This is a genomic window from Marinobacterium sp. NO-S09 (assembly GCF_059179545.1).
In genome coordinates this window covers 933,394-954,126 of the sequence record NZ_CP168954.1, presented here as the reverse complement: position 1 = coordinate 954,126, position 20,733 = coordinate 933,394, and the positions used below count along the sequence as shown (strand labels likewise).

The window sequence follows — 20,733 nt, the reverse complement described above, 5'->3', positions numbered from 1 at the left end:
TCCTAAATCAGCCTCAGTCCGCCAGCAGCTCGACACGGATACGGACGATTTCGCCCAGGATATCCGGCAGCGCTTCGATTTCGCGGATCGCTTCATTCATCATGCGCTCTTCCACACGCTGGGTCAGCATGATCACAGGCACCTGTGCTTCGGTGGTCTGCTTCTGGATGATCGCTTCGATGTTGATGCCCTTCTCGCCCAGGATGCGGGTCACGTGGGCCAGTACGCCCGGACGCTCAACCGCCTGCAGGCGCAGGTAGTAGGCGCTGGTGGTTTCTTCCACCGGCAGTACCGGCGCATCAGACAGCGCAGACGGCTGGAAGGCCAGGTGCGGTACACGGTTGTCACGGTCAGCCGTCAGCGTACGAACCACATCCACGACGTCAGCAACAACAGCGGAAGCCGTAGCCTCGGCACCAGCGCCCGGGCCGTAGTACATGGTCTGGCCCACCGCATCGCCGTCAGCCAGAATCGCGTTCATGACGCCATTCACATTGGCCAGCAGGACGTTTTTCGGAATCAGGGTCGGGTGTACACGCAGCTCGATACCCTTGTCGGTACGGCGGGTGATACCCAGGTGCTTGACGCGGTAGCCCAGCTCTTCAGCGTACTGGATATCCTGCGGGGTAATCTTGCTGATACCCTCGGTGTAGGCCTTGCTGAACTGCAGCGGGATACCGAATGCCAGAGATGACAGGATGGTCAGCTTGTGCGCGGCATCGATACCTTCAACGTCGAAGGTGGGATCGGCTTCAGCGTAACCCAGTGCCTGAGCTTCCTGCAGTACATCGGCAAACTCGCGGCCCTTCTCACGCATTTCAGTCATGATGAAGTTGCCGGTACCGTTGATGATGCCGGCCAGCCAGTTGATCTGGTTGGCAGACAGGCCTTCACGGATCGCCTTGATGATCGGGATACCGCCGGCAACGGAGGCTTCAAACGCCACCATGACGTTCTGTTCCTGCGCCGCTTCAAAGATCTCGTTACCGTGCACAGCGATCAGCGCCTTGTTGGCTGTCACTACGTGCTTGCCATTTTCGATGGCAGTCATCACCAGATCACGCGCAGTGTCGTAGCCGCCGATCAGCTCAATGACAATATCAATTTCCGGGTTCGTGGCAACCTCGAAGATATCTGCGGTAAGTTGCATACCGGTGGTATCGCAGTTCGGGTTTTCGCTACGCATCCCGATCTGTTCAATCACGATATGGCGTCCGGCACGGCGGGAAATTTCCTCCGCATTTCGTGTCAGAACATTGAACGTACCGCCACCGACGGTACCCAAGCCACAGATCCCTACTTTTACAGGTTTCAAGCCACACCTCGCAGAATGTTCGGTCAGAGAGTGTCACCGCCAGCCGGCGGTTAAAAAATGGGCTCCAGTATAGCGAAAAGGCGGGTCATGCACTACGCATGCCCGCCTCGGATACCGCCTGTTTCATGCTTAGTTGAGTTTAAGCGTCTGTTTCAGCCGTTCAGCCGGTACGTAACCCGGTAGCAGGCGACCATCTTCAAGTACCAACGCCGGTGTACCGGTGACACCCAGCTTCTGGCCAAGGGCAAATTGCTCCATGACCGGCGTTTCACAATTGTCCTCGTCCACGCTACCACCGGACTTGGCTTCATCCATACGCTCACGGCGCTCTTCGGCCGTACCGCACCAGATGCTGTTCATGGTGGTATAGGCGCGCGAGCCCTGACCGCCACGTGGGAACGCCAGATAATTCACCTGTACGCCCATCTCATTGAGGGCGGGGACTTCATCATGCAGTTTGCGGCAGTAAGGGCAGTCAACATCGGTAAACACATGGATGGTGGCTTTCACCTCGCCTTCCGGCTTATACACCACCTGATCGTCTTCGGAGAGCGCCTGCATGGCAGCAACGCGTTGCTCCGCACGTTTCTCTTCAGTCAGATTTACCAGGCCCTGTTCTTCTACCTTGTACAGTTGTCCGGCCAGCAGATACTGTCCCTGACCGTCGGAGTACAGGGTTTCGCCGCTATTCAGCGTTACCGCATACAGACCTGCCAGCGGTGCGGGCTCAATACTTTCAACCTTGAGGCGACTGTCCACCCGGTTCAGCTGCTGTTTGATCTTTTCTTCAGCGGTATCAACCGCCCAGGCGGTGCCGGTCATGGCCAGCATGAGCGCAGATGTCAGGGTAAGGGATCGCATGAATGCCTCTGTATTTCCGTATTGATTTGAAAGTTTGATTATACTCGCTCCAGATAGTTCCTAACCGCGCGGGTGATGTTCCCGATGCAGGCTCTGGAGACGATGATTGGCCACATGGGTATATATCTGAGTGGTCGAGAGGTCACTGTGGCCCAGCAACATCTGTACCACGCGCAAGTCAGCGCCATGATTGATCAGATGCGTAGCAAAGGCGTGGCGCAGCACATGGGGTGACAGGGGCTTGTCGATGCCGCTTTCCACCGCATAGCGTCGTATCCGGTACCAGAATGCCTGGCGCGTCATCATCTGGCCACGCTGACTCAAGAACAGCCCCTCTTCCCGGGTATTCTGAGCCAGCAACCCGCGTGACTGCTGCAGGTAACGCTCAAGCCAGTTCAGCGCCTCATCGCCGACCGGCACCAGTCGCTCCTTGTCCCCCTTGCCGACCACCCGAATGACGCCAAGGCGCTGATTAACCTGCTCCAGCTGCAACCCTACCAGCTCACTGATACGCAACCCTGAAGCGTACAGCACTTCCAGCATGGCGCGATCGCGCAAGCCCAGCACATCGCTGCAGTCAGGTGCAGCCAAAAGCCGTTCCACTTCTTCTTCACTGAGTGTTTTTGGCAGCGGGCGCGCCGGACGCGGGTTATCCAGATTCAACGTAGGGTCAACATCCAGATAGCGCTCACGCAACAGAAAACGATAGAAGCCGCGCAGGCAGGACAAGAGGCGCGAGGTCGAACTGCTTTTCAGCTGCTGCTCCAGGCGCCAGTGCAGATAGGATTGTAACTCGCTGCGGCCTGCCTGAAGCAGGCCCGTATTACGCGTATTGAGCCAGACAGCGTACTGCCAGAGATCGCGCTGGTAGGAGGCACGTGAATTATCACTGAGCCCCTTTTCCAGCCAAAGGCTGTTGAGCCAAAGCTCGACCAGTTGTTGATCAGCGGCAGCAGGGCGCTGACGGGTTTTACGCCCGTCAACGCTCAACGATAAACCTCAACCTGCTCGATACGTGAGAACTCCAGCGGATACTCGGCCCTACCCTGCGCCAAGCGCTGGGAAACGCGAATGCCATCACTGTCAACCGACACCAGCTGACCGGATACATCACGGCCAAAGTAGGTAAAGATACGCACCTGAGCTCCCAGGTGGTCCCCCAGTTGTTCCTTGGGCGTCAGCTTAAAGCCTCTCGCTTCAGGCTGCTGGCGGCGGGATGAACGCGAAGATACCGCTGCCGGCGCCGCTTCAGCCGGCGTCTCGGCACTGTCTGCAACGCTTTCGGCGTCTGTTGCTTCAACGTCGGCATCCGGTTCTTCAACGGTTTCGCTGGCACCATTCTCGCGCGCGATGGCCGCTGCATTACCGGCCTGGCTCACCTGAGTGATCAGCGCCATCCAGTCAACACCGTCCAGTGGCAGCTGCTTGCCATTCACTTCAACCGCCGGGTTGGCCTTCTGAATCAGATATACCGGATCCTGCGCCATCATCATTTCACCGGCACCGAAACCACCGATCGGGTTCAGTGACACCGTAAGGCGTCCGCCCTTGCCCTGCAGGTCCTGATACGCCTGGAACCAGCTGTCAGGAATTTCGATACCGTTGGAATCCAGCCAGGCACGATAAAGACGGAAATGCTCGGCACGGTATTCCGGAGCGGTGACACCGCTTTCACGGGCACAGAAGACAGCCAAACGAGAGTTATAGCCCTTATCGGTATAGTTCAGCTCAAATTTTTCCAGACGCGCAGTGCCGGTCGCCTGCATGGGGTTACGCAGTTGATCCGGGTCGGCGCTGAAACGCATATCAAACTTGAGCTCAGCCAGGCCATCGATATCGGCCAAGATGGAGAATTCCAGTTTGCGAGTCTGCTGGTCACCGCTGTAATGCAGATTCAGATCGGTCTCCAGCGAACGGTAGCCCATGCCGCGCAGAGCGTTCACATCCAGATGACGTACATCACCGCAGGCCAGTGCCGTGGGACTGACATGTAGAGGATTGGCTTCACGCTGCAGGTCTATCTGCTGCTGCATCGCCTTGAGGACACCGCTGTTCAGGCCCTGCTCCAGACGCTGAAAGTGTACATTCAGGGTTTCCGGCGGCTCATCTCCACCGGTAAGCCAGTACATGGGGCTACCGGGACGCACACGCACGGCATCAACCGTAATGGGCTCATAGGAGCCGGAAGGGGTCACTTCAAGCTTGTTTACACCCACAGTACCATCAGGGTGGGCATAGATGGCGCCATAACTGACCTGTGCAAAGGGTGCAGCAGCCTCCACCAGGTCGTCGATACTGGTTTTCACCTTGTACCAGTAGATTCCATAAGCAGCGCCTACCAGTAATACCAGCACCACAAGCAGAGTTCCAAGCCTGCGCATGCAACACCTCGTTCCATTCAGTTGCTAAAGGTTCAATTCTAGGTAGTGCTTATGTTAATTGCGAGGGGTAAGATCAAGAAAAACCGTAAACAGGGAGCAACAAAAAAGGCAGCCCTAAGGCTGCCTTTTTTTGCTTGGACACGAGAGGGCTCGTGCTTAGCCCAGCTTTTCCTTGATGCGCGCAGACTTACCGCTACGCTCACGCAGGTAGTACAGCTTAGCCTGGCGCACGTCACCGCGACGCTTGACTTCGATCTGTTCAACAGTCGGGCTGTAAGTCTGGAAAGTACGCTCAACGCCCACACCGTGGGAGATTTTGCGAACGGTGAAAGCAGAGTTCAGGCCGCGGTTACGCTTGCCCAGAACAACACCTTCAAACGCCTGCAGACGGCTACGAGAACCTTCCACAACACGTACCTGTACGACAACGGTATCGCCCGGTGCAAAAGCCGGGACTTCTTTGCTCATCTGTTCAGCTTCGATCTGCTGAATAATAGCGCTTTTGTTGCTCATTGCTTGCTCCTAAATTTTGCCCCCGCCGGCCCCTTGGGCCTGGCGGATATATTCGCTTAACAACGTCTGCTGTTCGGGGTTCAGCTCGATCTTTTCCAACATGTCCGGTCTACGCTCCCAGGTACGTCCCAACTGCTGCTGCAGGCGCCAGCGGCGGATATCCGCATGGTTGCCACTGAGCAGAACCGGCGGCACCGTTTGGCCATCCAGCTCTTCAGGGCGTGTGTAATGGGGACAATCCAGAAGCCCTTCAAAGAAGGAGTCTTCGATCGCCGAATCCTTGTGCCCCAGTACTCCCGGGACCATGCGAGACACGGCATCCACCATTACCATTGCCGGCAGCTCACCACCGCTGAGGACAAAGTCACCCAGTGACCACTCCTCATCCACTTCACTCTGCAGCAGGCGCTCATCAATACCTTCATAACGCCCGGCCACGAGTATCAGCTTGTCGCTGGCAGCCAGTTCACAGACTCCCACCTGGTCGAGTTTGCGTCCCTGAGGTGACAGATAAATCACCCGGGCGCCCTCGCCGGCAGCAGTCTTGGCAGCGTGAATTGCATCGCGCAGCGGCTGGACCTTCATCAGCATGCCGGGGCCACCGCCATAGGGGCGGTCATCCACGGTGCGATGGCGGTCATGGGTGAAATCGCGGGGATTCCAGCATTCCACACTGACCAGTCCGTTGCGCACTGCCCTTCCGGTGACGCCGTAGCGGGTAACCGCCTCGAGCATCTCCGGAAACAGGCTGACAATTCCGAACCACATGACTCAGAAATCGGGGTCCCAATCGACCCGCATACTTCCCGAGTTCAGATCTACTTCTTTCACCACCTGATCAGGCAGCCAGGGGATCAATCGCTGCTGGCGATCAATACTCTCGGCCGTACCCTTAACAACCAGCACGTCATTGGCGCCGGTTTCCATCAGATGACTCACCCGTCCCAGCAATACGCCGGATTCGGTGTATACCAACAGGTTTTCCAGCTGGCTCCAGTAATACTCACCGGTCTCCAGTTGCGGCAGCTCGGAAGCGGAAACCTTGATTTCGCGCCCATTCCAGAGACGTGCCTCTTCCGGAGTGTTTACACCGGCCAATTTGGCGATCAGACCTTTGCCATGGCGCTTGCCAGCTTCCAGTTTGACCGGCGTCAGACGCCCGTCGCACTCCACCTGCCATGAGCTGTAGTTCAGTATGTTCTCCATCGGGTCGGTGTAAGAGTAGACCTTGATCCACCCTTTGACGCCGTAAGGAGCGGTGAAACGACCCAGTACAACCAGATCATCGGCGTTTTCACTTGTTACTGACACGGCCTGAATCCGACCTTACTCTGCTGCTTTGCGTGCGTCTTTGAGCAGCTGAGCAACACGCTCAGAAGCCTGAGCACCTTTGCCAACCCAGTACTCAACACGTTCCAGGTTTACGCGCAGACGCTCTTCCTGACCACGAGCCAGCGGGTTGAAGAAACCAACACGCTCAATAAAGCGGCCGTCACGCGCATTACGCGAATCAGCTACTGTGATGTGATAGAAAGGACGCTTTTTAGCGCCACCGCGAGACAAACGAATAGTGACCATGCGCTGGACCCCTTTATTTCGCCGGATGGGTTTTGAGATCGCCCATCATTAGAATTCTCCGTTTCCCCAGCCGTACTGCCCAGGATAAACGAAGGCCAAATTAAACAGGGCGGCAATTCTACGGGAAAGCGCCGCCCTTGGAAAGCAAAAAGCTCAGTTTTTAAACACCCTTGAGGGCATTACATGCGCGGGAAACCGCCGCCTCCGCCCATGCCCGGCGGCATCATGCCTTTCATGCCACGCGCGAGCTTGGCCATGCCGGATTTGGAACCGAACTTCTTCATCATTTTTGCCATCTGCTTGTGCTGTTTCAGCAGACGGTTGACGTCCTGGATCTGGGTACCCGAGCCCATGGCAATACGGCGTTTGCGCGAGCCACTGATCACATCCGGGTGGCGGCGTTCATGCGGTGTCATCGAGTTGATGATGACACACATCTGCTGAATACCCTTCTCCGCCTGAGCCGTCTGTGCAGCCTGCGCCATCTGACCCATGCCCGGCAGTTTCTCCAGCATGGACATCATGCCGCCCATGTTCTGCATCTGCTGGATCTGCTCACGGAAGTCTTCCAGGTCAAAGCCCTTGCCCTTGGTAACCTTCTTGGCAAACTTCTCGGCCTTGTCCTTGTCGATCTTGTGCTCGGCTTCCTCGATCAGGGAGAGCACATCGCCCATGCCCAGAATACGGGAGGCAACACGGTCCGGATGGAAGGGCTCCAGGGCATCGGTCTTTTCACCCACACCCAGGAACTTGATTGGCTTGCCGGTAATGTGGCGCACGGACAGCGCGGCACCACCACGGGCATCACCATCGGTCTTGGTCAGGATGACACCGGTCAACGGCAGGACTTCGTTGAACGCCTTGGCCGTATTGGCCGCGTCCTGACCGGTCATGGAGTCGACCACGAACAGGGTTTCTACCGGCTTGACGGAGGCGTGCAGACGCTTGATCTCATCCATCATGTCGCCGTCGACGTGCAAACGGCCGGCGGTATCGAGAATCAAAACATCAAACGCCTTGATACGGGCATGCTGGATCGCCGCTTCGGCAATATCCACCGGGTCCTGATCAGCACTGGAGGGGAAGAACTCGACCCCTACTTCACCGGCAAGGGTTTCCAGCTGGCGAATCGCGGCCGGACGATAGACGTCCGCCGATACCACCAGCACCTTTTTCTTCTTACGCTCTTTAAGGTAGCGCGACAGCTTTGCAACAGAGGTGGTTTTACCCGCACCCTGCAGGCCGGCCATCATCAATACGGCAGGCGGCTGAGTCGCCAGGTCCAGCTCGGCATTCGCCTCGCCCATGACCTTGACCAGCTCTTCATTAACGATCTTGACGAACACCTGACCGGGGCTGAGGCTCTTGCTGACCTCCTGACCAACAGCACGTTCCTTCACGCTGTTGATGAATTCCTTGACCACCGGCAGCGCAACATCGGCTTCCAGCAGTGCCATCCGGACCTCACGCAGAGTGCCCTTGATGTTGTCTTCGGTCAGTTTCGCCTGACCGGTCACACTGCGCAGCGTATGCGTTAACCGTTCTGTCAGATTATCAAACATCGAATACCTCTATCTGGCCGCAGCTGCCGCCCCGACACCTGCCTTAAAACGCTTTGGCGACATATTATACAGGAGCCCCCGCCGGTGGGGCACCTCATATTTCCTCCTCCCCGCATTTGTGCCACACTTAGCCGCCATTAAGGAGGATAGGAATGCTGATCATTACGACGCTTGTCGCCGCTCTGTGTTATTCCCTAGCGACCTGGATGCAATGGCAACGCCTGTCCACCGGACCCAATGACGGCCGTGGCGCGACACTGCGCATGCTGGGCGCGGGTGCTTTTGTATTGCACGGATACTCAGTGTATCAGGTCCTGCACCAGCCGGGTGGCATCGACCTGGGCTTCTTCCCGGTCGGCTCGCTTATCGCCTGGGTTGTGGCCGGACTGGTTCTGATCAGCAGCCTGCGACAGAAACTCGACAACCTGTTTATTGGTGTTTTCCCGCTGGCCGCCGTGACCGCGCTGCTGTCCATTGCCGGCATTGAAGAGCCCCAGGCCAAGCCCTATGCCGGTGGTCTGATCGCCCATATCCTGCTATCCCTGCTGGCCTACAGCCTGTTTACCATCTCTGCAGTGCAGGCCATTCTCTTGTCGCGTCAGGAAAGTGCACTCAAGCACCATCATACCCGTGGCCTGGTCGCCTCCCTGCCCCCGCTGCAGATGATGGAACGCCTGTTGTTCGATACCCTCTGGGCCGGCTTCATTCTGCTCACCGCTTCGCTCATCTCCGGCGTGGTGTTTGTAGAGAATCTGTTTGCCCAGCACCTGGCGCACAAAACGGCACTCTCCATTATTGCCTGGGTGGTCTATGCCATTCTACTGGGCGGGCGCTATTTCCTGGGCTGGCGCGGCCGCACGGCCGTGCGCTGGACACTGGGCGGCTTTATTGTGCTGATGCTGGCGTTTTTCGGCTCCAAACTGGTGCTGGAATTGCTACTAAACACGCCTTGACACCCACGGGGCCTGACCAGAAAATGAACGCCCCGAATTAAGATAAGGTTTTGTCCCTTGGACGATGCGTCGATAGGCACACTGACGATCATTCTAGTTGTGCTGATTTTCTGTTCAGCTTTTTTCTCCAGCTCCGAAACCGGCATGATGTCGCTCAACCGTTACCGGTTGCGCCATCTGGTCAAAAGCGGGCACCGCTCCGCGCGCAAGGCCAACAGCCTGCTGGAGCGCCCTGACCGCCTTATCGGCCTGATCCTGATCGGCAATAACTTCGTCAACATCCTGGCATCCGCCATCGCCACCGTTATCGCGGTACGCCTCTGGGGTGACGCCGGCATCATGATCGCCACCGCCGGTCTGACGCTGGTAATCCTGATTTTTGCCGAAGTCTCACCCAAGACCATGGCGGCCCTGCACCCCGAGAAGATTGCCTTTCCGGCCTCCTATATCCTGCAGCCGATGCTGAAAATCGCATACCCGCTGGTATGGATCATCAACGGCATCACCAACGGTTTCCTGCGCCTGTTTGGCGTTAACGTCAACGATGCGGGCAATGAACACCTGAGTACCGAAGAGCTGCGCACCATCGTGCACGAAGCCGGCTCACTGCTGCCGCACCGCAACCAGTCGATGCTTCTGGGCGTGCTGGAATTGAACGAGGTCACCGTCAACGACATCATGATCCCGCGCAACGAGGTCGAGGGGATCGACCTGGATCTGGAGATGGACGAGATCCTCCAGTTGCTGTCCAAGACCCGCCACACCCGCCTGCCGGTGTACCGCGGCGACATCAACAACATTGTCGGCATCCTGCACATGCGCAACCTGGCGCAGCTGATCCAGCAGGGCAAGGTGACCAAGCCGGCCATCATGCAGGTGGTGCATGAAGCCTACTTCGTGCCGGAAAGCACACCGCTGCAGACCCAGTTGCTGAACTTCCAGAAGCACAGCCGCCGCATTGCAGTGGTTGTGGATGAATACGGTGATATCGAAGGCGTGGTAACGCTGGAAGATATTCTGGAAGAGATCGTTGGTGAGCTGTCCAACGAGAAGGATGACACCAACCAGGACATCCACCCGCAGGAAGATGGCAGCTACTTTATCGACGGCAGCGCCTATGTACGCGAAATCAACAAGGCGTTGAAGTGGCAACTGCCCACGGATGGCCCCAAGACATTGAACGGTCTGATTACAGAGATTCTGGAATCCATTCCCGATGCCAATGTCTGCCTTGAGGTAAACGGCTATCGTATGGAAACCCTGCAGATCTGTGACAACCTGGTCAAAACAGTGCGCGCCAGCAAGACGGCCAAGGCACGGGAAAACCTCTAACCGGTATACCTGGCGTTAGCAGGCTTCGCCCTGCTCTCGCCGCCTCACCAGCGCCCACACCGCCCGCTTTTCCTCATTACTCATGCGCCCCCAGTGGCTAATCTCCATGCCACTGCGGTGACAGGCAATACAGATATCGCCTTCCCCAAGAGCACAGACGCCAATGCAGGGACTGGGCACAGGACGGTTATCGGTGGTATCGGTCAAAGCTCGGCCTCCAGGTGTTCGGGGCGGGGTTTCATCGGAATATCGGCATCAAAGCCCACGTTCAGCAGCTCGGCCAGAATGTAGGCGGTCAGCCCCCAAACCACATCCCCCTGCCAACTCCAGGCCGGAACATAGCGGGTCTGGCCGGCGAAGTCGAGCCGATCCATGCGACGGTTTTCCGGCGCCAGCAGGAAGCTCAACGGCACACGCAGAATACGGTCAATTTCGCCGGGGTTGGCTTTCAGCGGCTGCTGCTCTGCCACAACCCCCACCCAGGGCATGACCTGAAGGTGATGCTTGGACACCACCTGCCCCAGTGAACCGATAATTTCCACATCACGGCTATGCAGATCCACTTCCTCGTGCGCTTCTCGCAGAGCCGTGGCCAACAGGTCAGCATCTTCGGGGTCACGTTTGCCGCCGGGGAAGGAAACTTCGCCACTGTGGGTCGACAAGGTAGCCGCTCTGAGCGTCAAGATCACTTCCGGGTCGGGGCGGTCCGTCAGGGCCACCAGGACGCCGGCTTCGCGGCCACGGGTTCTGAGGCGCCAGGGACGGTGATGGTGCAAACGCTTACGTAACTGATCCAGCATGCATACAACCAATGCGAAAAAGAGGCATTTATAATACCGCTGTAATCGAACTGTCGCGACCCCACGTAAAATGCCACAATTCACATTCCGCTTCGGCAAGCGACAATCAAGGGTTTGAAATGAAGTATTGCAGCCAGTGCAGCCATCCGGTCAGCGTAAAAGTCCCCGCGGGTGATAACCGGGAGCGCTATGTCTGCGACAACTGTGGCAGCATTCACTACCAGAATCCGCGCATCATCGCCGGCTGCCTGCCGGTGCACGGTAATCGTGTGCTGTTGTGCAAGCGGGCCATCGAGCCGCGTTACGGCTACTGGACGCTGCCCGCAGGCTTTATGGAAAACGGCGAGTCCACCGAGACAGCTGCCCTGCGCGAGACCCGCGAAGAAGCTCAGGCCGAGGTTGTGCTGCGCAAGCTGTATACGGTCACCTCGATTCTGCACGTGAACCAGGTGCAGATGATCTATCTGGCCGACCTGCCGGAAGAAAAGTATGGCATCAGTGAAGAAACCCTGGAAACACGCCTGTTCCGTGAAGACGAAATACCCTGGGATGAGCTGGCGTTCACCACGATCGGCAACGCCCTGCGGTACTACTTTGCTGACCGCGCCAAGGCCGAGCCCAGCTTCCCCCTGCGCCATCTGGAGATTGAGCCGGGCTACGCCGAGCTGTTACTGCAAACCTGATCTGATCAGGCCTGCACGTGGTACACCATCCCCTTGATATCAGCCAGATAACGCCGGTAATCCGGACTGTCGTGACGACTGTAGTTAAGGTTGCGGAACAGGCCTGCCAGCTTGACGAAATGCGCTCGCACATTTTCTTTTTCGGTCATCGCCGGCGGGTTATCCAGGCAGTCGATCAACAGACCAAAAAGCTCCTGCTGGCGACTGATGGGCGTTGATGCATCCACATCGTCAAAGGCATCCTGCTGCAGATAGACCTGGTCCAGACACTGGGACTTTTGCCAGATCAGGTAATCCTCCAGCGTAACCCCCTCTTCGCCCGTCACCTGCATCATCTGCTGCACCTGCTCGCCCTCGCGGATCAGGCTCAGCATGCGCTTCACCTGTGCCACCCACTGTGGCGACAGCTCATCGCTGTACCAGTTCTCCAACTGATCCAGATAGCGCGACCAGGAGATCAACGGATCCACGGCCGGATAGGCGCGCTTGTAGGCACGCTCCGCACTCAGGCCCAGGAAGGTTTTCACCGTACGCAGGGTCGACTGGGTCACCGGCTCCTCAAAGTTGCCACCGGCGGGCGACACCGTGCCGATCAGCGTCAGACTGCCCTGCTCGCGATCATTGGTCTGCACCAGACCGGCACGCTCATAGAGCGCACGCACCGCCGAGTCCAGATAGGCCGGAAAGGCCTCTTCACCCGGAATCTCTTCCAAACGGCCCGAGGTTTCACGCATGGCCTGGGCCCAGCGAGAAGTGGAGTCGGCAATCAACAGCACGTTATAGCCCATCTGGCGGTAGTATTCGCTGATGGTGATACCGGTATAGATGGAGGCTTCACGGGCCGCAACCGGCATGGACGAGGTGTTACAGATAATCACCGTGCGGTCCATCAGGGTGCCGCCACGCGGGTCCGGCATATTGGGGAACTCGGTAATGGTTTCCACCACCTCGCCGGCACGCTCGCCACAGGCCACGATGACCACGATATCCACATTGGAGTAGCGCGAAATCAGCCCCTGCAGCACGGTTTTACCGGCACCGAACGGCCCCGGAATACAGGCTGTGCCGCCCAGCGCAACCGGGAAGAAGGTGTCGATCAAGCGGATACTGGTCAGCATCGGCTGCTGTGGAAACAGGCGCTGGTTATAACCCTCTCGCAACAGGTCACGGTTGACCGGTACGCGCACCGGCCAGCGCTGCTGCATGCTGACCTCACGCTCGCTGCCATTGGCCAGACGCAGGCGCACCACGGGCGTTGAAACAGTGAAGCTGCCCTCCTGCACCCAGGTGACCTCGGCTTCCCCGCGCAAATTGAACGGCACCATGATCTTGTGACTGAAGCGGCTTTCGGGCACACGCCCCAGCAGGTCGCCTGCCTTGACCCTGGCCCCTACCTTCACGCTGGGCTGAAATGACCACTTCTGCTGCTGGTCAATGCCGTCTACTTCCAGGCCGCGCGGCAGGAAAAAACCATGCTGGCCGGCAATCACTTCCAGCGGATTCTGCAAGCCATCATAGACTTGTCCCAACAGGCCCGGCCCCAGCGATACCGACAGCATCTGGCCGGTTTGCTCAACGCCATCGCCAACGGATACTCCACGAGTAGTCTCGAATACCTGCACATCGGCTTCGCCATGACGTACACGCAGCACCTCGGCCTGCAGCTTTTCTAACCGCTCGCCATCACTGCGCTGCGGACAGATCAGCACCACCTCGTTCTTGGTAATGGGATAAAACTCGCCCTCGTCATCCTTCAGCATGCGGATACTGACGATGTCGTCATGGACACCTATTACCCGTGCACTGGGGGTCTGGTTCATGCTCATTAACCTGCCTCTGTCACAGCGTCGACCGGCTCATCCAGCTCCAGCCCGGAGAGGGCGCGGTCGACCAGTTGCGAAAAATGGGTCTGCGCGGCGTCACCCTGCCAACGCAAACGATATTCGGCCAGCGACCAGCGCAGCCGATAGGCCGCAATGGCCATCAGGGTAAAGGGGTGGCTTTGCTCCAACAGGCGCAACTTGCGCCATAGCCGTTCCAGAATCTGCTGTTCCAGCTCCAGGCACTGCCCCTGCTTGAGCTGGGCCAGGGATTCGATCAACCAGGGATAGCGACGCCCCAGGCCAAAGTCGGGTTGCTGCCAGTCACGTTTGATAATCCATACACGCCGACCATAGCCCTGAAAGCTACCACCTTCGGCCTGACCTGCCAGACGGTAGCGCTGCGCCGCAATCAGGCTGCGCCACTCAAGATTCTCTTCCAATACACGCCGCAAGGGCTTGTCCGGAATCGCCGCCAGCTCCTGTTGCCAGTGCAGTACTTCATCCCGGTCAGAGAAACCCTCGTCTCCACTGCGCTCACGCTGGAACAGGCGCAGCGCCCGCTCCAGTACTGCCCGGTCATCCTCGCTCAGCATGGTCAGACGCTGTTCCAGCTGCAGTACCGAAATCGGCAGCTCCTTCAACTGACTCATGGATGGCGGCAGGGCCGGCAAAGCCGGGACAAGGGTGTAGTACAGCGACACTAGCGAATCACCCCTTCCAGAATGGCACGGAAACGGGGCTGCAGGTGGCGCAACAGCAGCTCGGCCAGGGCACGGTCACTGAGATCGATTTCAGCATCCTCACCGTTACAGCGAATACAGATGCCACGCCCGTCATGCAGATCCAGCGTCACCCCGTCACGCAGCTGCACGTTCAGCTGCTCCTGAACGAACTGGCTCAGCTTGCCCTCACGATAGGCATGGGGGTTGCGGCGCAGCTCTTCCAGGCCCACCACACCGGCCGGCAACAGCACCTCAACTCTTGGCATGGCGCACAGGGACGCATCCTGACAGGCCTGCTGCACCACTTCCTGAATCACGTCGCGGATAAAGGTCTCGCTGTCCAGCTGTTCGCTGACCTGCATCCGCACCCGGTCGGCAAAGGTATGCGCCAGCTGTTCTCGTAGCTGCAACTGCATGTCCCGTGCTGCCATTTTCAGGGCATCCTCGCCGGCACGGCGCAGTCGCTCGGCGTCTTCACGGGCCTTGCGCCGCAGCTGCTCGGCTTCCTGCTGCGCCTGTTCGACCAGCCAGTTGGCACGGCGCTCGGCTTCTTCCACCAGCTCCGAGGCTTTTTGCTGCCCCTGCTCCACACCCTGCTCACGCAGTTGCTGAATCAGCTTTTCAACGCCGGATGCGGCCTGCTGTTGTTGCTCACTCATGGCGCCCCCTTAGCCCGGAATGCCGGCACTGATCACCAGAGCAAAGATGAAGGCGAATACGGCGAAGCCTTCAACGATGGCCGCCGGCGCCACCGACATACCGAAGATCTCCGGCTTGATTTTGGACACGTTAATCGCGCTGGCACAGCATTGCCCCTGGCGAATGGCACTGAACATCAGCGCCAGCCCTGCAAGAATCCCGATGGCGAACAGGCCGGGTGCGTTATCCAGAGTCACCGCCCGGTTCAACGAGAACATCACCACGATGCCGTAGATCGTCTGCGACGAGGGCATAGCGGCGATACCCACGTAGCGCCCATGTCCGGTTTCCGTTTCCAGCAAGGCGCCACAGGCTGCCTGCCCCGCCAGCGCACAGCCGATAATGCTGCCGATCGCGCCCAATGCCATGGGGCCGTAAAGCCCCGCCCATCCCAGTGCCAGTATCAGGTTATCCAAGGGTCGACCTCCCGCTTGGTGAACGGTTGAAAAGCGTAGCCTTCATCAGCAAGGCTCCAGTTATAGAACTCGATCAGGTTCAGACGCAGGCCGTGGATCACACCACTGACCACCGCCAGTACAAAGTTGAGCAGATGTCCGGCCAGCAGAATCAGTACCTCGAAGAACAGGCCAATACCGGGCACGGCAGCCGCCACATCGGTGGCCAGCTGGTTAAAGGTGACGGCCAGCGAAGCACTGGCAAGCCCCAGCGCGAACAGGCGCAGATAACTCAGCACATCGCCAAACATTTTCGACACACCGGTGAGGGCCAGCAGGCCATCTACCAGGCGCCAGGCGATGGACGATGCTCCCTGCATGGGACGCTCACTGGAGAACAGCAGAATCATCAACAAGCCCAGCCCCAGCAGCCCCCATTCCAGTCCCAGTTGCTGTCGCAGCCAGGCACTGAGACCCGCCACTATGACCAGCGTCCAGCCCAGGGGCGCCAGTGCCGTCAGCCGGTGCCGGGCACGCCAGGCAGTGATCAGGTTCGCCAAAATCAGGTGACTGGCGCCCATCACCACCGAAATGCGCATCATGCTGTCAAAGTCGTTCATATCCACCAGCTTCAGGGCCTCCAGGGGTCCCGGTGGTGGAGCACCAAAGTAGCTGCCCACCAGCACGCCCCAGCCCGCCGAGAACAGCGCCAGAGTAGCGCCCAATACACGCAGGCGGCAGCCGGTTTCGGAGCGCCCCATTCGGTTCCAGTAAAACAGCAAGACCAGCCCCAACAGCAGGGCATAACCGGCATCCGACAGGATCAGGGCAAAGAAGGCAGCAAAGGAGAAAAACACCACGCGGGAAGGATCCCAGGCCCGATAACCGGGCATCTGATAAAAACGCACCACCTCTTCACCGCCGGCCAGCTGGGCCGGGTTATCCAGCAGAGTTGGCGGCAGCTCGTCATCCGCTACCGCTTCCAGCAACAACACCAACCCTCCGGCGTCGGCAAAGGTCTGCAACTCGTCCGCTCGCGCAGCGGGCAGCCAGCCCTGCAGTGCAAAAATCTGGTCATCATCCAGGGTCTGGCGAGACACCCGCTCACGCTCGGCCATATCCTCGCTGCCCGCCATGGAGCGCTGCAGCAAATAAAGCCAGCGGGTATGGGCTTCACGCTCAGCCTTGAGCGTTTCGATTTCAATCTCGAGATCTTCCAGCTCACGCTTGAGCTGATTCAGCGGCACCGAGCCGGTATGGGTACGCCCCACCGGCATTTGATTGGTGCGCGGCTCTTCCTTTGCCATCACGGCCACGTAAGCGTGACGGTTATCCCGATGCACCAGCGACCAGGGCAACTCGGTGTGTTTCAGCTCGTGCATGCGGTAGTTGGGGACCAGATAGAACCAGAGCCGATAGCCCAACAACCCCTCATCACCGGGCAGCTCAAAGTTGCCCCAGGGTTCCAGATCACGAATACGCTTGCGCAGGAAGTCGAGACGTTCACTTAACTGCAGGTGCTGTTTGCGGTTATCCAGCACCTCTGCCACCACATCCGGCAAGCGGAAGTGGCGCTCGGCCGTCACCTGACGACGCTTTTGCGGACAACTGAGCAGGTAACGAATGGCCTGCTGCAACGCATCCGGCGCAACGCCTTGTGTACAACCGGCTTCAATATCGAAGGCAGGATCATCACGCAGGGGAATAATATGCATAAGCCCCAGCCCTTGCAGCCGGTCGAGCACCTGTTCCTTGTCGCCAGTCAGGCCGATGAGCGTCGCTTTCTGCAGTGTCTGGATACTCATTGGACGGCCATCCTTGCGCGCTTGCTCTTGGCAATCTTGGCGCGTACAACCCCGGCCCGTTCGGCATCCGAGAGGGCAATACGAATACGTCGTATATTGCGTTCTGTTTGCGGAATCAACACCTTATCGAACAGGTTGAGGCGCTGGGTGGTTTTCTGCAGCCCTCCTTCCAGGCGCTGCAGACGTACCTCCTGGTTACGCAATTCCAGCTTCAGTGCCATCACGCTTGCCAGGTGTTCCACCAGCACATCCACCCACTGTGGCAGGGCCAGACGGGAATATTCGGCACGGTCAATTTCGATGTGATCAATCACCGGCAACTCGATACCGACCAGATTTTCGGTGCGTTGCTCAACCCCCTTGAGCTTCACCAGATCACCCAGCGCCAGCGTGGTACCGGCCAGCATGGGCAGCTGAACCCGAACCTGTGCTTCGATATCCATGATCTGCTGCTGCACCTCAGCCAGGCGATGCTTTGCCTTGAGCCGCGCCGCTAGGATCTGTTTGCGCTTGAGATCCAGCGCCGGCACAAACTGGCGGAAGGATTTCAGCCGCTGCTGCTCATGGTTGAGCGTGCTTTTGTTCAGCGCCAGCTTCGCCATGGTGAATCACCCGGCCTGACGCTGAGGGAAGTATTTATCCACAAGCTGCTGTTTCATCAACAGCTCTTCCGGCTGGAAGCATTCGGAGAGCGTCTGCCAGCACAGATCCAGCGCCTCCTCCAACGGCAGTGACACGCCAATATCCATAAAACGATCACGGAAGAGTGCGCCGAACTGCAGCAGGCGCTCGTCATATTCGGTCAGATCAAAGGACATGGCCTGTTTCTGCTGGGCATCCCGTGCCTCGGCATAGAACCTGACCATGGTGTTCATGATCTGGCCATGATCCTCGCGCGTTACCTTGCCGATCACATGCTGTTTAAGCCGCGACAGGGAACCGAAGGGGTCCAGCACACCGTTATGCAGGTAGAATTGGCCCTCAGTGATATAGCCCGTGTTATCCGGCACCGGGTGGGTGACGTCATCACCCGGCATGGTAGTCACGGACAGGATGGTCACCGAGCCTGCCCCCTTGTAGTCACAGGCCTTTTCATAACGACGCGCCAGCTGGGAATAAAGATCACCGATGTAGCCACGGTTGGAGGGTACGTGCTCCATGGAGATCCCCACCTCCTTGAGCGCGTCCGCATAGGCGGTCATATCGGTGAGCAGCACCAGGACACGCTTGCCTTCCTCTACCGCAAAGCGTTCTGCCACTGCCAGTGCCATATCCGGCACCAGCAGGCCTTCCACCACCGGGTCTGAGCCCAGGTGAGCAAAAGTCACGGTACGGGCACTCACGCCGGCTTCTTCAAAGGCACGGCGGAAGAAGTGGTAGTCATCGAAGATCAAACCGATACCGCCAAACACCACCACATCGGCGTCGGCATTGGCACCAATCTGGGCCAGCAGGCGATTATAGGGCTCGCCGGCCACGGAGAAAATGGGGATCTTCTGGCTTTCGACCAGAGAGTTGAACACATCGATCATGGGCACGTTGGTGCGAATCATGCGCGATGCCAGAATACGGCGCACCGGATTCACCGTGGGACCATCGATATCGATACGCGCTTCTTCGCTAAGCGCCGGCCCGCCATCAATGGGGCGACCGGAACCGGAGAAGGCACGGCCCAGAATATTGGGAGAGAAGGTCACCTGCATGGGGTGGCCCAGAAAGCGTACGCCCGCTTTGGTGGAAAGCCCCTTGGTGCCGGAGAAAACCTGGAGCGACACGCTGTCGTCATCCAGCTGGATCACCTGCGCCATATAGGGCGGCTGATCCGGGTCGAGGATATTTTCGATCAGCGCCAGATCGCCAAAGCCAATGGCACTGACATCACCTTCCGCCGGTGAGGGTACGTGCACCCGCACAATATCGCCGACGATTTCGAGAATTCGAGAGTAACGCACCAGTAGCTGTGTCACAGCGACCTCCCTTTGCTGCCCGCTCGCCTAGAAATCGGCCAGCTTATAGACTTCGTAAGCGACTTCCTCGTAGGGGTGCGCCTGTTTCAAGGTGGCAACGGCCAGCCGAATCAGGTCATCACGGCACACCATCTCCACTTTCAGTTCAGCCACGTGTTCAAGACGGTTATGCTGCCCCAAATGCGGGTTGGCACCCTCCAGCGGGCGGAATTGCCCCGTGCCCAGAGTTTGCCAGCAGCATTGGTCATAATCGCCGATTTTACCCACACCCGCTTCAAACAACGCTGATTTGACGGGTTCGGCATCAGGTTCAGGTACGAAGAAACACAGCTTGTACATTCCGCCTCCATACGTTACCGCAACGCAATAACCATAGCCGTGAAGACAGGGAAGCAGCAAGCCTATTTATACTTTGCCGGCAGGAAGTGACAAAAACATTGCCGCAGCGCACAAATAAAAGAGCCCGCACAGAGGCGGGCAGAGGGAACAACAACAAGGTTGGGATTCAGTGTAGGCCGAGAACGTCCTGCATGTCGAATAAACCGGTCGATTTATCCTGCAGCCAACCGGCTGCACGCACCGCCCCCTTGGCAAAGGTCATGCGGCTGGACGCCTTGTGGGTAATCTCGATACGCTCGCCTTCTGTGGCAAACAGCACTGTATGATCACCCACTACATCACCGGCACGGATGGTTTCAAAACCGATCTGTTTGGCCGGACGCGCACCGGTAATGCCTTCACGGCCATACACGGCACATTCCTTCAAATCACGCCCCAGTGCATCGGCAACCACTTCACCCATGCGCAGTGCGGTACCTGAAGGTGCATCCACCTTATGGCGGTGATGCGCTTCAATTACTTCAATATCGTAGCCGCTGTCGTCGCCCAATGCCTTGGCCGCAATTTCCAGCAGCTTGAAGCAGAGGTTCACACCCACACTCATGTTGGGCGCAAACACGATGGCGGTTTTCTCGCCAGCCTGCTGCAACTCTTCTTTCTGACTGTCATTGAGACCGGTAGTTCCAATGACAACCTTTTTTCCGTGTGCAGCACAGAACGCCACATTCTGCATGGTGACTTCAGGCGCAGTGAAATCGATCAACAGATCGAAATCGTCAACCACGGCTTCAAGGCTACCCGCCAGGGCGACACCCAACTTGCCGACACCTGCCAGCTCACCGGCGTCAGCACCGATCAGGGAGCTGTCCGGTTCAACAATGGCTGCGCTCAGTGACACAGCATCGTTCTGCTGCAGTGCTTCAATAATGGTCTTGCCCATACGGCCGGCCGCGCCGGTCACCGCTACTCTGGTCATGCTGCTTTCCTGTATCCGTCTGCACATGC

General features: G+C 58.2%; 23 protein-coding genes. 3 read left to right on the top strand and 20 right to left on the bottom strand.

Annotation, left to right across the window (positions count from 1 at the left end):
• Nucleotides 1-13: 13 nt before the first annotated feature.
• The 9 genes from O3C79_RS04540 to ffh all read right to left on the bottom strand — a co-directional run bounded on the left by O3C79_RS04540 (nucleotide 14) and on the right by ffh (nucleotide 8,210).
• Nucleotides 14-1,315, bottom strand: a complete 1,302-nt coding sequence (locus O3C79_RS04540; protein ID WP_494384975.1) for a homoserine dehydrogenase — start codon at nucleotides 1,313-1,315, stop codon at nucleotides 14-16.
• A 129-nt stretch (nucleotides 1,316-1,444) separates the two neighbouring features.
• A complete protein-coding gene (locus O3C79_RS04535) occupies nucleotides 1,445-2,176 on the bottom strand; it encodes a DsbC family protein (RefSeq protein ID WP_494384974.1) in 732 nt (243 codons plus the stop codon).
• 60 nt (nucleotides 2,177-2,236) lie between these two features.
• On the bottom strand, nucleotides 2,237-3,166 hold the full coding sequence (xerD, locus tag O3C79_RS04530; RefSeq protein WP_494384973.1) for a site-specific tyrosine recombinase XerD: 930 nt from the start codon (nucleotides 3,164-3,166) through the stop codon (nucleotides 2,237-2,239).
• Complete coding sequence (locus O3C79_RS04525) at nucleotides 3,163-4,557, bottom strand: aq_1923 C-terminal domain (protein WP_494384972.1); 1,395 nt, start codon at nucleotides 4,555-4,557, stop codon at nucleotides 3,163-3,165. Before O3C79_RS04525 ends, xerD begins: the two co-directional genes overlap by 4 nt.
• A 156-nt stretch (nucleotides 4,558-4,713) precedes the next feature.
• Nucleotides 4,714-5,070 (bottom strand): 50S ribosomal protein L19, encoded by a 357-nt coding sequence (rplS, locus tag O3C79_RS04520; RefSeq protein ID WP_010323405.1) that lies wholly within the window; start codon nucleotides 5,068-5,070, stop codon nucleotides 4,714-4,716.
• Nucleotides 5,071-5,079: 9 nt separating this feature from the next.
• On the bottom strand, nucleotides 5,080-5,838 hold the full coding sequence (gene trmD, locus O3C79_RS04515) for a tRNA (guanosine(37)-N1)-methyltransferase TrmD (RefSeq protein WP_494384971.1): 759 nt from the start codon (nucleotides 5,836-5,838) through the stop codon (nucleotides 5,080-5,082).
• Nucleotides 5,839-5,841: 3 nt separating this feature from the next.
• Nucleotides 5,842-6,381, bottom strand: a complete 540-nt coding sequence (gene rimM, locus O3C79_RS04510) for a ribosome maturation factor RimM (RefSeq protein ID WP_010323407.1) — start codon at nucleotides 6,379-6,381, stop codon at nucleotides 5,842-5,844.
• Between the two features lie 15 nt (nucleotides 6,382-6,396).
• Nucleotides 6,397-6,648, bottom strand: a complete 252-nt coding sequence (rpsP, locus tag O3C79_RS04505) for a 30S ribosomal protein S16 (protein WP_010323408.1) — start codon at nucleotides 6,646-6,648, stop codon at nucleotides 6,397-6,399.
• A gap of 179 nt (nucleotides 6,649-6,827) precedes the next feature.
• The gene (gene ffh / locus O3C79_RS04500) at nucleotides 6,828-8,210 is read right to left on the bottom strand and encodes a signal recognition particle protein (protein ID WP_494384970.1); all 1,383 of its coding nucleotides are present in this window, start codon (nucleotides 8,208-8,210) and stop codon (nucleotides 6,828-6,830) included.
• A 152-nt stretch (nucleotides 8,211-8,362) separates the two neighbouring features.
• On the opposite strand from ffh, the gene O3C79_RS04495 reads away from it, so the two are divergent.
• Both O3C79_RS04495 and O3C79_RS04490 read left to right on the top strand, forming a co-directional pair.
• Complete coding sequence (locus O3C79_RS04495; protein ID WP_494384969.1) at nucleotides 8,363-9,163, top strand: cytochrome C assembly family protein; 801 nt, start codon at nucleotides 8,363-8,365, stop codon at nucleotides 9,161-9,163.
• Nucleotides 9,164-9,220: 57 nt separating this feature from the next.
• Nucleotides 9,221-10,495: an HlyC/CorC family transporter gene (locus tag O3C79_RS04490; protein ID WP_494384968.1), complete on the top strand. Its 1,275-nt coding sequence runs from the start codon at nucleotides 9,221-9,223 to the stop codon at nucleotides 10,493-10,495.
• A gap of 15 nt (nucleotides 10,496-10,510) precedes the next feature.
• Here the strand turns inward: O3C79_RS04490 and O3C79_RS04485 are convergent, their stop codons facing one another.
• Nucleotides 10,511-10,702 (bottom strand): DUF1289 domain-containing protein, encoded by a 192-nt coding sequence (locus tag O3C79_RS04485; RefSeq protein ID WP_010323412.1) that lies wholly within the window; start codon nucleotides 10,700-10,702, stop codon nucleotides 10,511-10,513.
• Nucleotides 10,699-11,295 (bottom strand): NUDIX hydrolase, encoded by a 597-nt coding sequence (locus tag O3C79_RS04480; RefSeq protein ID WP_494384967.1) that lies wholly within the window; start codon nucleotides 11,293-11,295, stop codon nucleotides 10,699-10,701. Before O3C79_RS04480 ends, O3C79_RS04485 begins: the two co-directional genes overlap by 4 nt.
• A gap of 119 nt (nucleotides 11,296-11,414) precedes the next feature.
• Between O3C79_RS04480 and O3C79_RS04475 the strand changes: the two genes are divergently transcribed.
• Nucleotides 11,415-11,978 carry an NUDIX hydrolase gene (locus O3C79_RS04475; RefSeq protein WP_494384966.1) on the top strand — a complete coding sequence of 188 codons (564 nt, stop codon included), beginning with the start codon at nucleotides 11,415-11,417 and terminating at the stop codon, nucleotides 11,976-11,978.
• Nucleotides 11,979-11,983: 5 nt separating this feature from the next.
• Here O3C79_RS04475 and O3C79_RS04470 read toward each other — a convergent pair whose 3' ends face one another.
• The 9 genes from O3C79_RS04470 to dapB all read right to left on the bottom strand — a co-directional run bounded on the left by O3C79_RS04470 (nucleotide 11,984) and on the right by dapB (nucleotide 20,704).
• Nucleotides 11,984-13,798 carry a V-type ATP synthase subunit A gene (locus tag O3C79_RS04470; protein ID WP_494384965.1) on the bottom strand — a complete coding sequence of 605 codons (1,815 nt, stop codon included), beginning with the start codon at nucleotides 13,796-13,798 and terminating at the stop codon, nucleotides 11,984-11,986.
• 5 nt (nucleotides 13,799-13,803) lie between these two features.
• Nucleotides 13,804-14,502 (bottom strand): hypothetical protein, encoded by a 699-nt coding sequence (locus O3C79_RS04465; RefSeq protein ID WP_076464269.1) that lies wholly within the window; start codon nucleotides 14,500-14,502, stop codon nucleotides 13,804-13,806.
• Nucleotides 14,502-15,182: an ATPase gene (locus O3C79_RS04460; RefSeq protein WP_076464266.1), complete on the bottom strand. Its 681-nt coding sequence runs from the start codon at nucleotides 15,180-15,182 to the stop codon at nucleotides 14,502-14,504. The genes O3C79_RS04465 and O3C79_RS04460 overlap by 1 nt, the downstream gene beginning before the upstream one ends.
• Nucleotides 15,183-15,191: 9 nt before the next feature.
• Complete coding sequence (locus tag O3C79_RS04455) at nucleotides 15,192-15,638, bottom strand: ATP synthase subunit C (RefSeq protein WP_010323418.1); 447 nt, start codon at nucleotides 15,636-15,638, stop codon at nucleotides 15,192-15,194.
• Nucleotides 15,626-17,422 (bottom strand): V-type ATP synthase subunit I, encoded by a 1,797-nt coding sequence (locus O3C79_RS04450; RefSeq protein ID WP_494384964.1) that lies wholly within the window; start codon nucleotides 17,420-17,422, stop codon nucleotides 15,626-15,628. The genes O3C79_RS04455 and O3C79_RS04450 overlap by 13 nt, the downstream gene beginning before the upstream one ends.
• Entirely contained in the window at nucleotides 17,419-18,024 is a 606-nt protein-coding gene (locus O3C79_RS04445) for a V-type ATP synthase subunit D (protein WP_494384963.1), read from the bottom strand. The genes O3C79_RS04450 and O3C79_RS04445 overlap by 4 nt, the downstream gene beginning before the upstream one ends.
• 6 nt (nucleotides 18,025-18,030) lie before the next feature.
• A complete protein-coding gene (locus O3C79_RS04440) occupies nucleotides 18,031-19,389 on the bottom strand; it encodes a V-type ATP synthase subunit B (RefSeq protein WP_076464257.1) in 1,359 nt (452 codons plus the stop codon).
• A gap of 27 nt (nucleotides 19,390-19,416) precedes the next feature.
• A complete protein-coding gene (locus O3C79_RS04435) occupies nucleotides 19,417-19,728 on the bottom strand; it encodes a YqfO family protein (RefSeq protein ID WP_010323422.1) in 312 nt (103 codons plus the stop codon).
• Nucleotides 19,729-19,894: 166 nt separating this feature from the next.
• Nucleotides 19,895-20,704 carry a 4-hydroxy-tetrahydrodipicolinate reductase gene (dapB, locus tag O3C79_RS04430; protein ID WP_010323423.1) on the bottom strand — a complete coding sequence of 270 codons (810 nt, stop codon included), beginning with the start codon at nucleotides 20,702-20,704 and terminating at the stop codon, nucleotides 19,895-19,897.
• Between the last annotated feature and the right edge of the window lie 29 nt (nucleotides 20,705-20,733).

What these genes read in the sequence shown, in the direction of transcription:
- O3C79_RS04475 (WP_494384966.1), top strand. Translation starts at nt 11,415, where the DNA reads ATGAAGTATTGCAGCCAGTGCAGCCATCCGGTCAGCGTAAAAGTCCCC.
- O3C79_RS04445 (WP_494384963.1), bottom strand. Translation starts at nt 18,024, where the DNA reads ATGGCGAAGCTGGCGCTGAACAAAAGCACGCTCAACCATGAGCAGCAG.
- O3C79_RS04435 (WP_010323422.1), bottom strand. Translation starts at nt 19,728, where the DNA reads ATGTACAAGCTGTGTTTCTTCGTACCTGAACCTGATGCCGAACCCGTC.
- rplS (WP_010323405.1), bottom strand. Translation starts at nt 5,070, where the DNA reads ATGAGCAACAAAAGCGCTATTATTCAGCAGATCGAAGCTGAACAGATG.
- O3C79_RS04470 (WP_494384965.1), bottom strand. Translation starts at nt 13,798, where the DNA reads ATGAACCAGACCCCCAGTGCACGGGTAATAGGTGTCCATGACGACATC.
- trmD (WP_494384971.1), bottom strand. Translation starts at nt 5,838, where the DNA reads ATGTGGTTCGGAATTGTCAGCCTGTTTCCGGAGATGCTCGAGGCGGTT.
- O3C79_RS04525 (WP_494384972.1), bottom strand. Translation starts at nt 4,557, where the DNA reads ATGCGCAGGCTTGGAACTCTGCTTGTGGTGCTGGTATTACTGGTAGGC.
- O3C79_RS04495 (WP_494384969.1), top strand. Translation starts at nt 8,363, where the DNA reads ATGCTGATCATTACGACGCTTGTCGCCGCTCTGTGTTATTCCCTAGCG.
- ffh (WP_494384970.1), bottom strand. Translation starts at nt 8,210, where the DNA reads ATGTTTGATAATCTGACAGAACGGTTAACGCATACGCTGCGCAGTGTG.
- O3C79_RS04460 (WP_076464266.1), bottom strand. Translation starts at nt 15,182, where the DNA reads ATGAGTGAGCAACAACAGCAGGCCGCATCCGGCGTTGAAAAGCTGATT.
- rpsP (WP_010323408.1), bottom strand. Translation starts at nt 6,648, where the DNA reads ATGGTCACTATTCGTTTGTCTCGCGGTGGCGCTAAAAAGCGTCCTTTC.
- O3C79_RS04480 (WP_494384967.1), bottom strand. Translation starts at nt 11,295, where the DNA reads ATGCTGGATCAGTTACGTAAGCGTTTGCACCATCACCGTCCCTGGCGC.
- O3C79_RS04535 (WP_494384974.1), bottom strand. Translation starts at nt 2,176, where the DNA reads ATGCGATCCCTTACCCTGACATCTGCGCTCATGCTGGCCATGACCGGC.
- dapB (WP_010323423.1), bottom strand. Translation starts at nt 20,704, where the DNA reads ATGACCAGAGTAGCGGTGACCGGCGCGGCCGGCCGTATGGGCAAGACC.
- O3C79_RS04450 (WP_494384964.1), bottom strand. Translation starts at nt 17,422, where the DNA reads ATGAGTATCCAGACACTGCAGAAAGCGACGCTCATCGGCCTGACTGGC.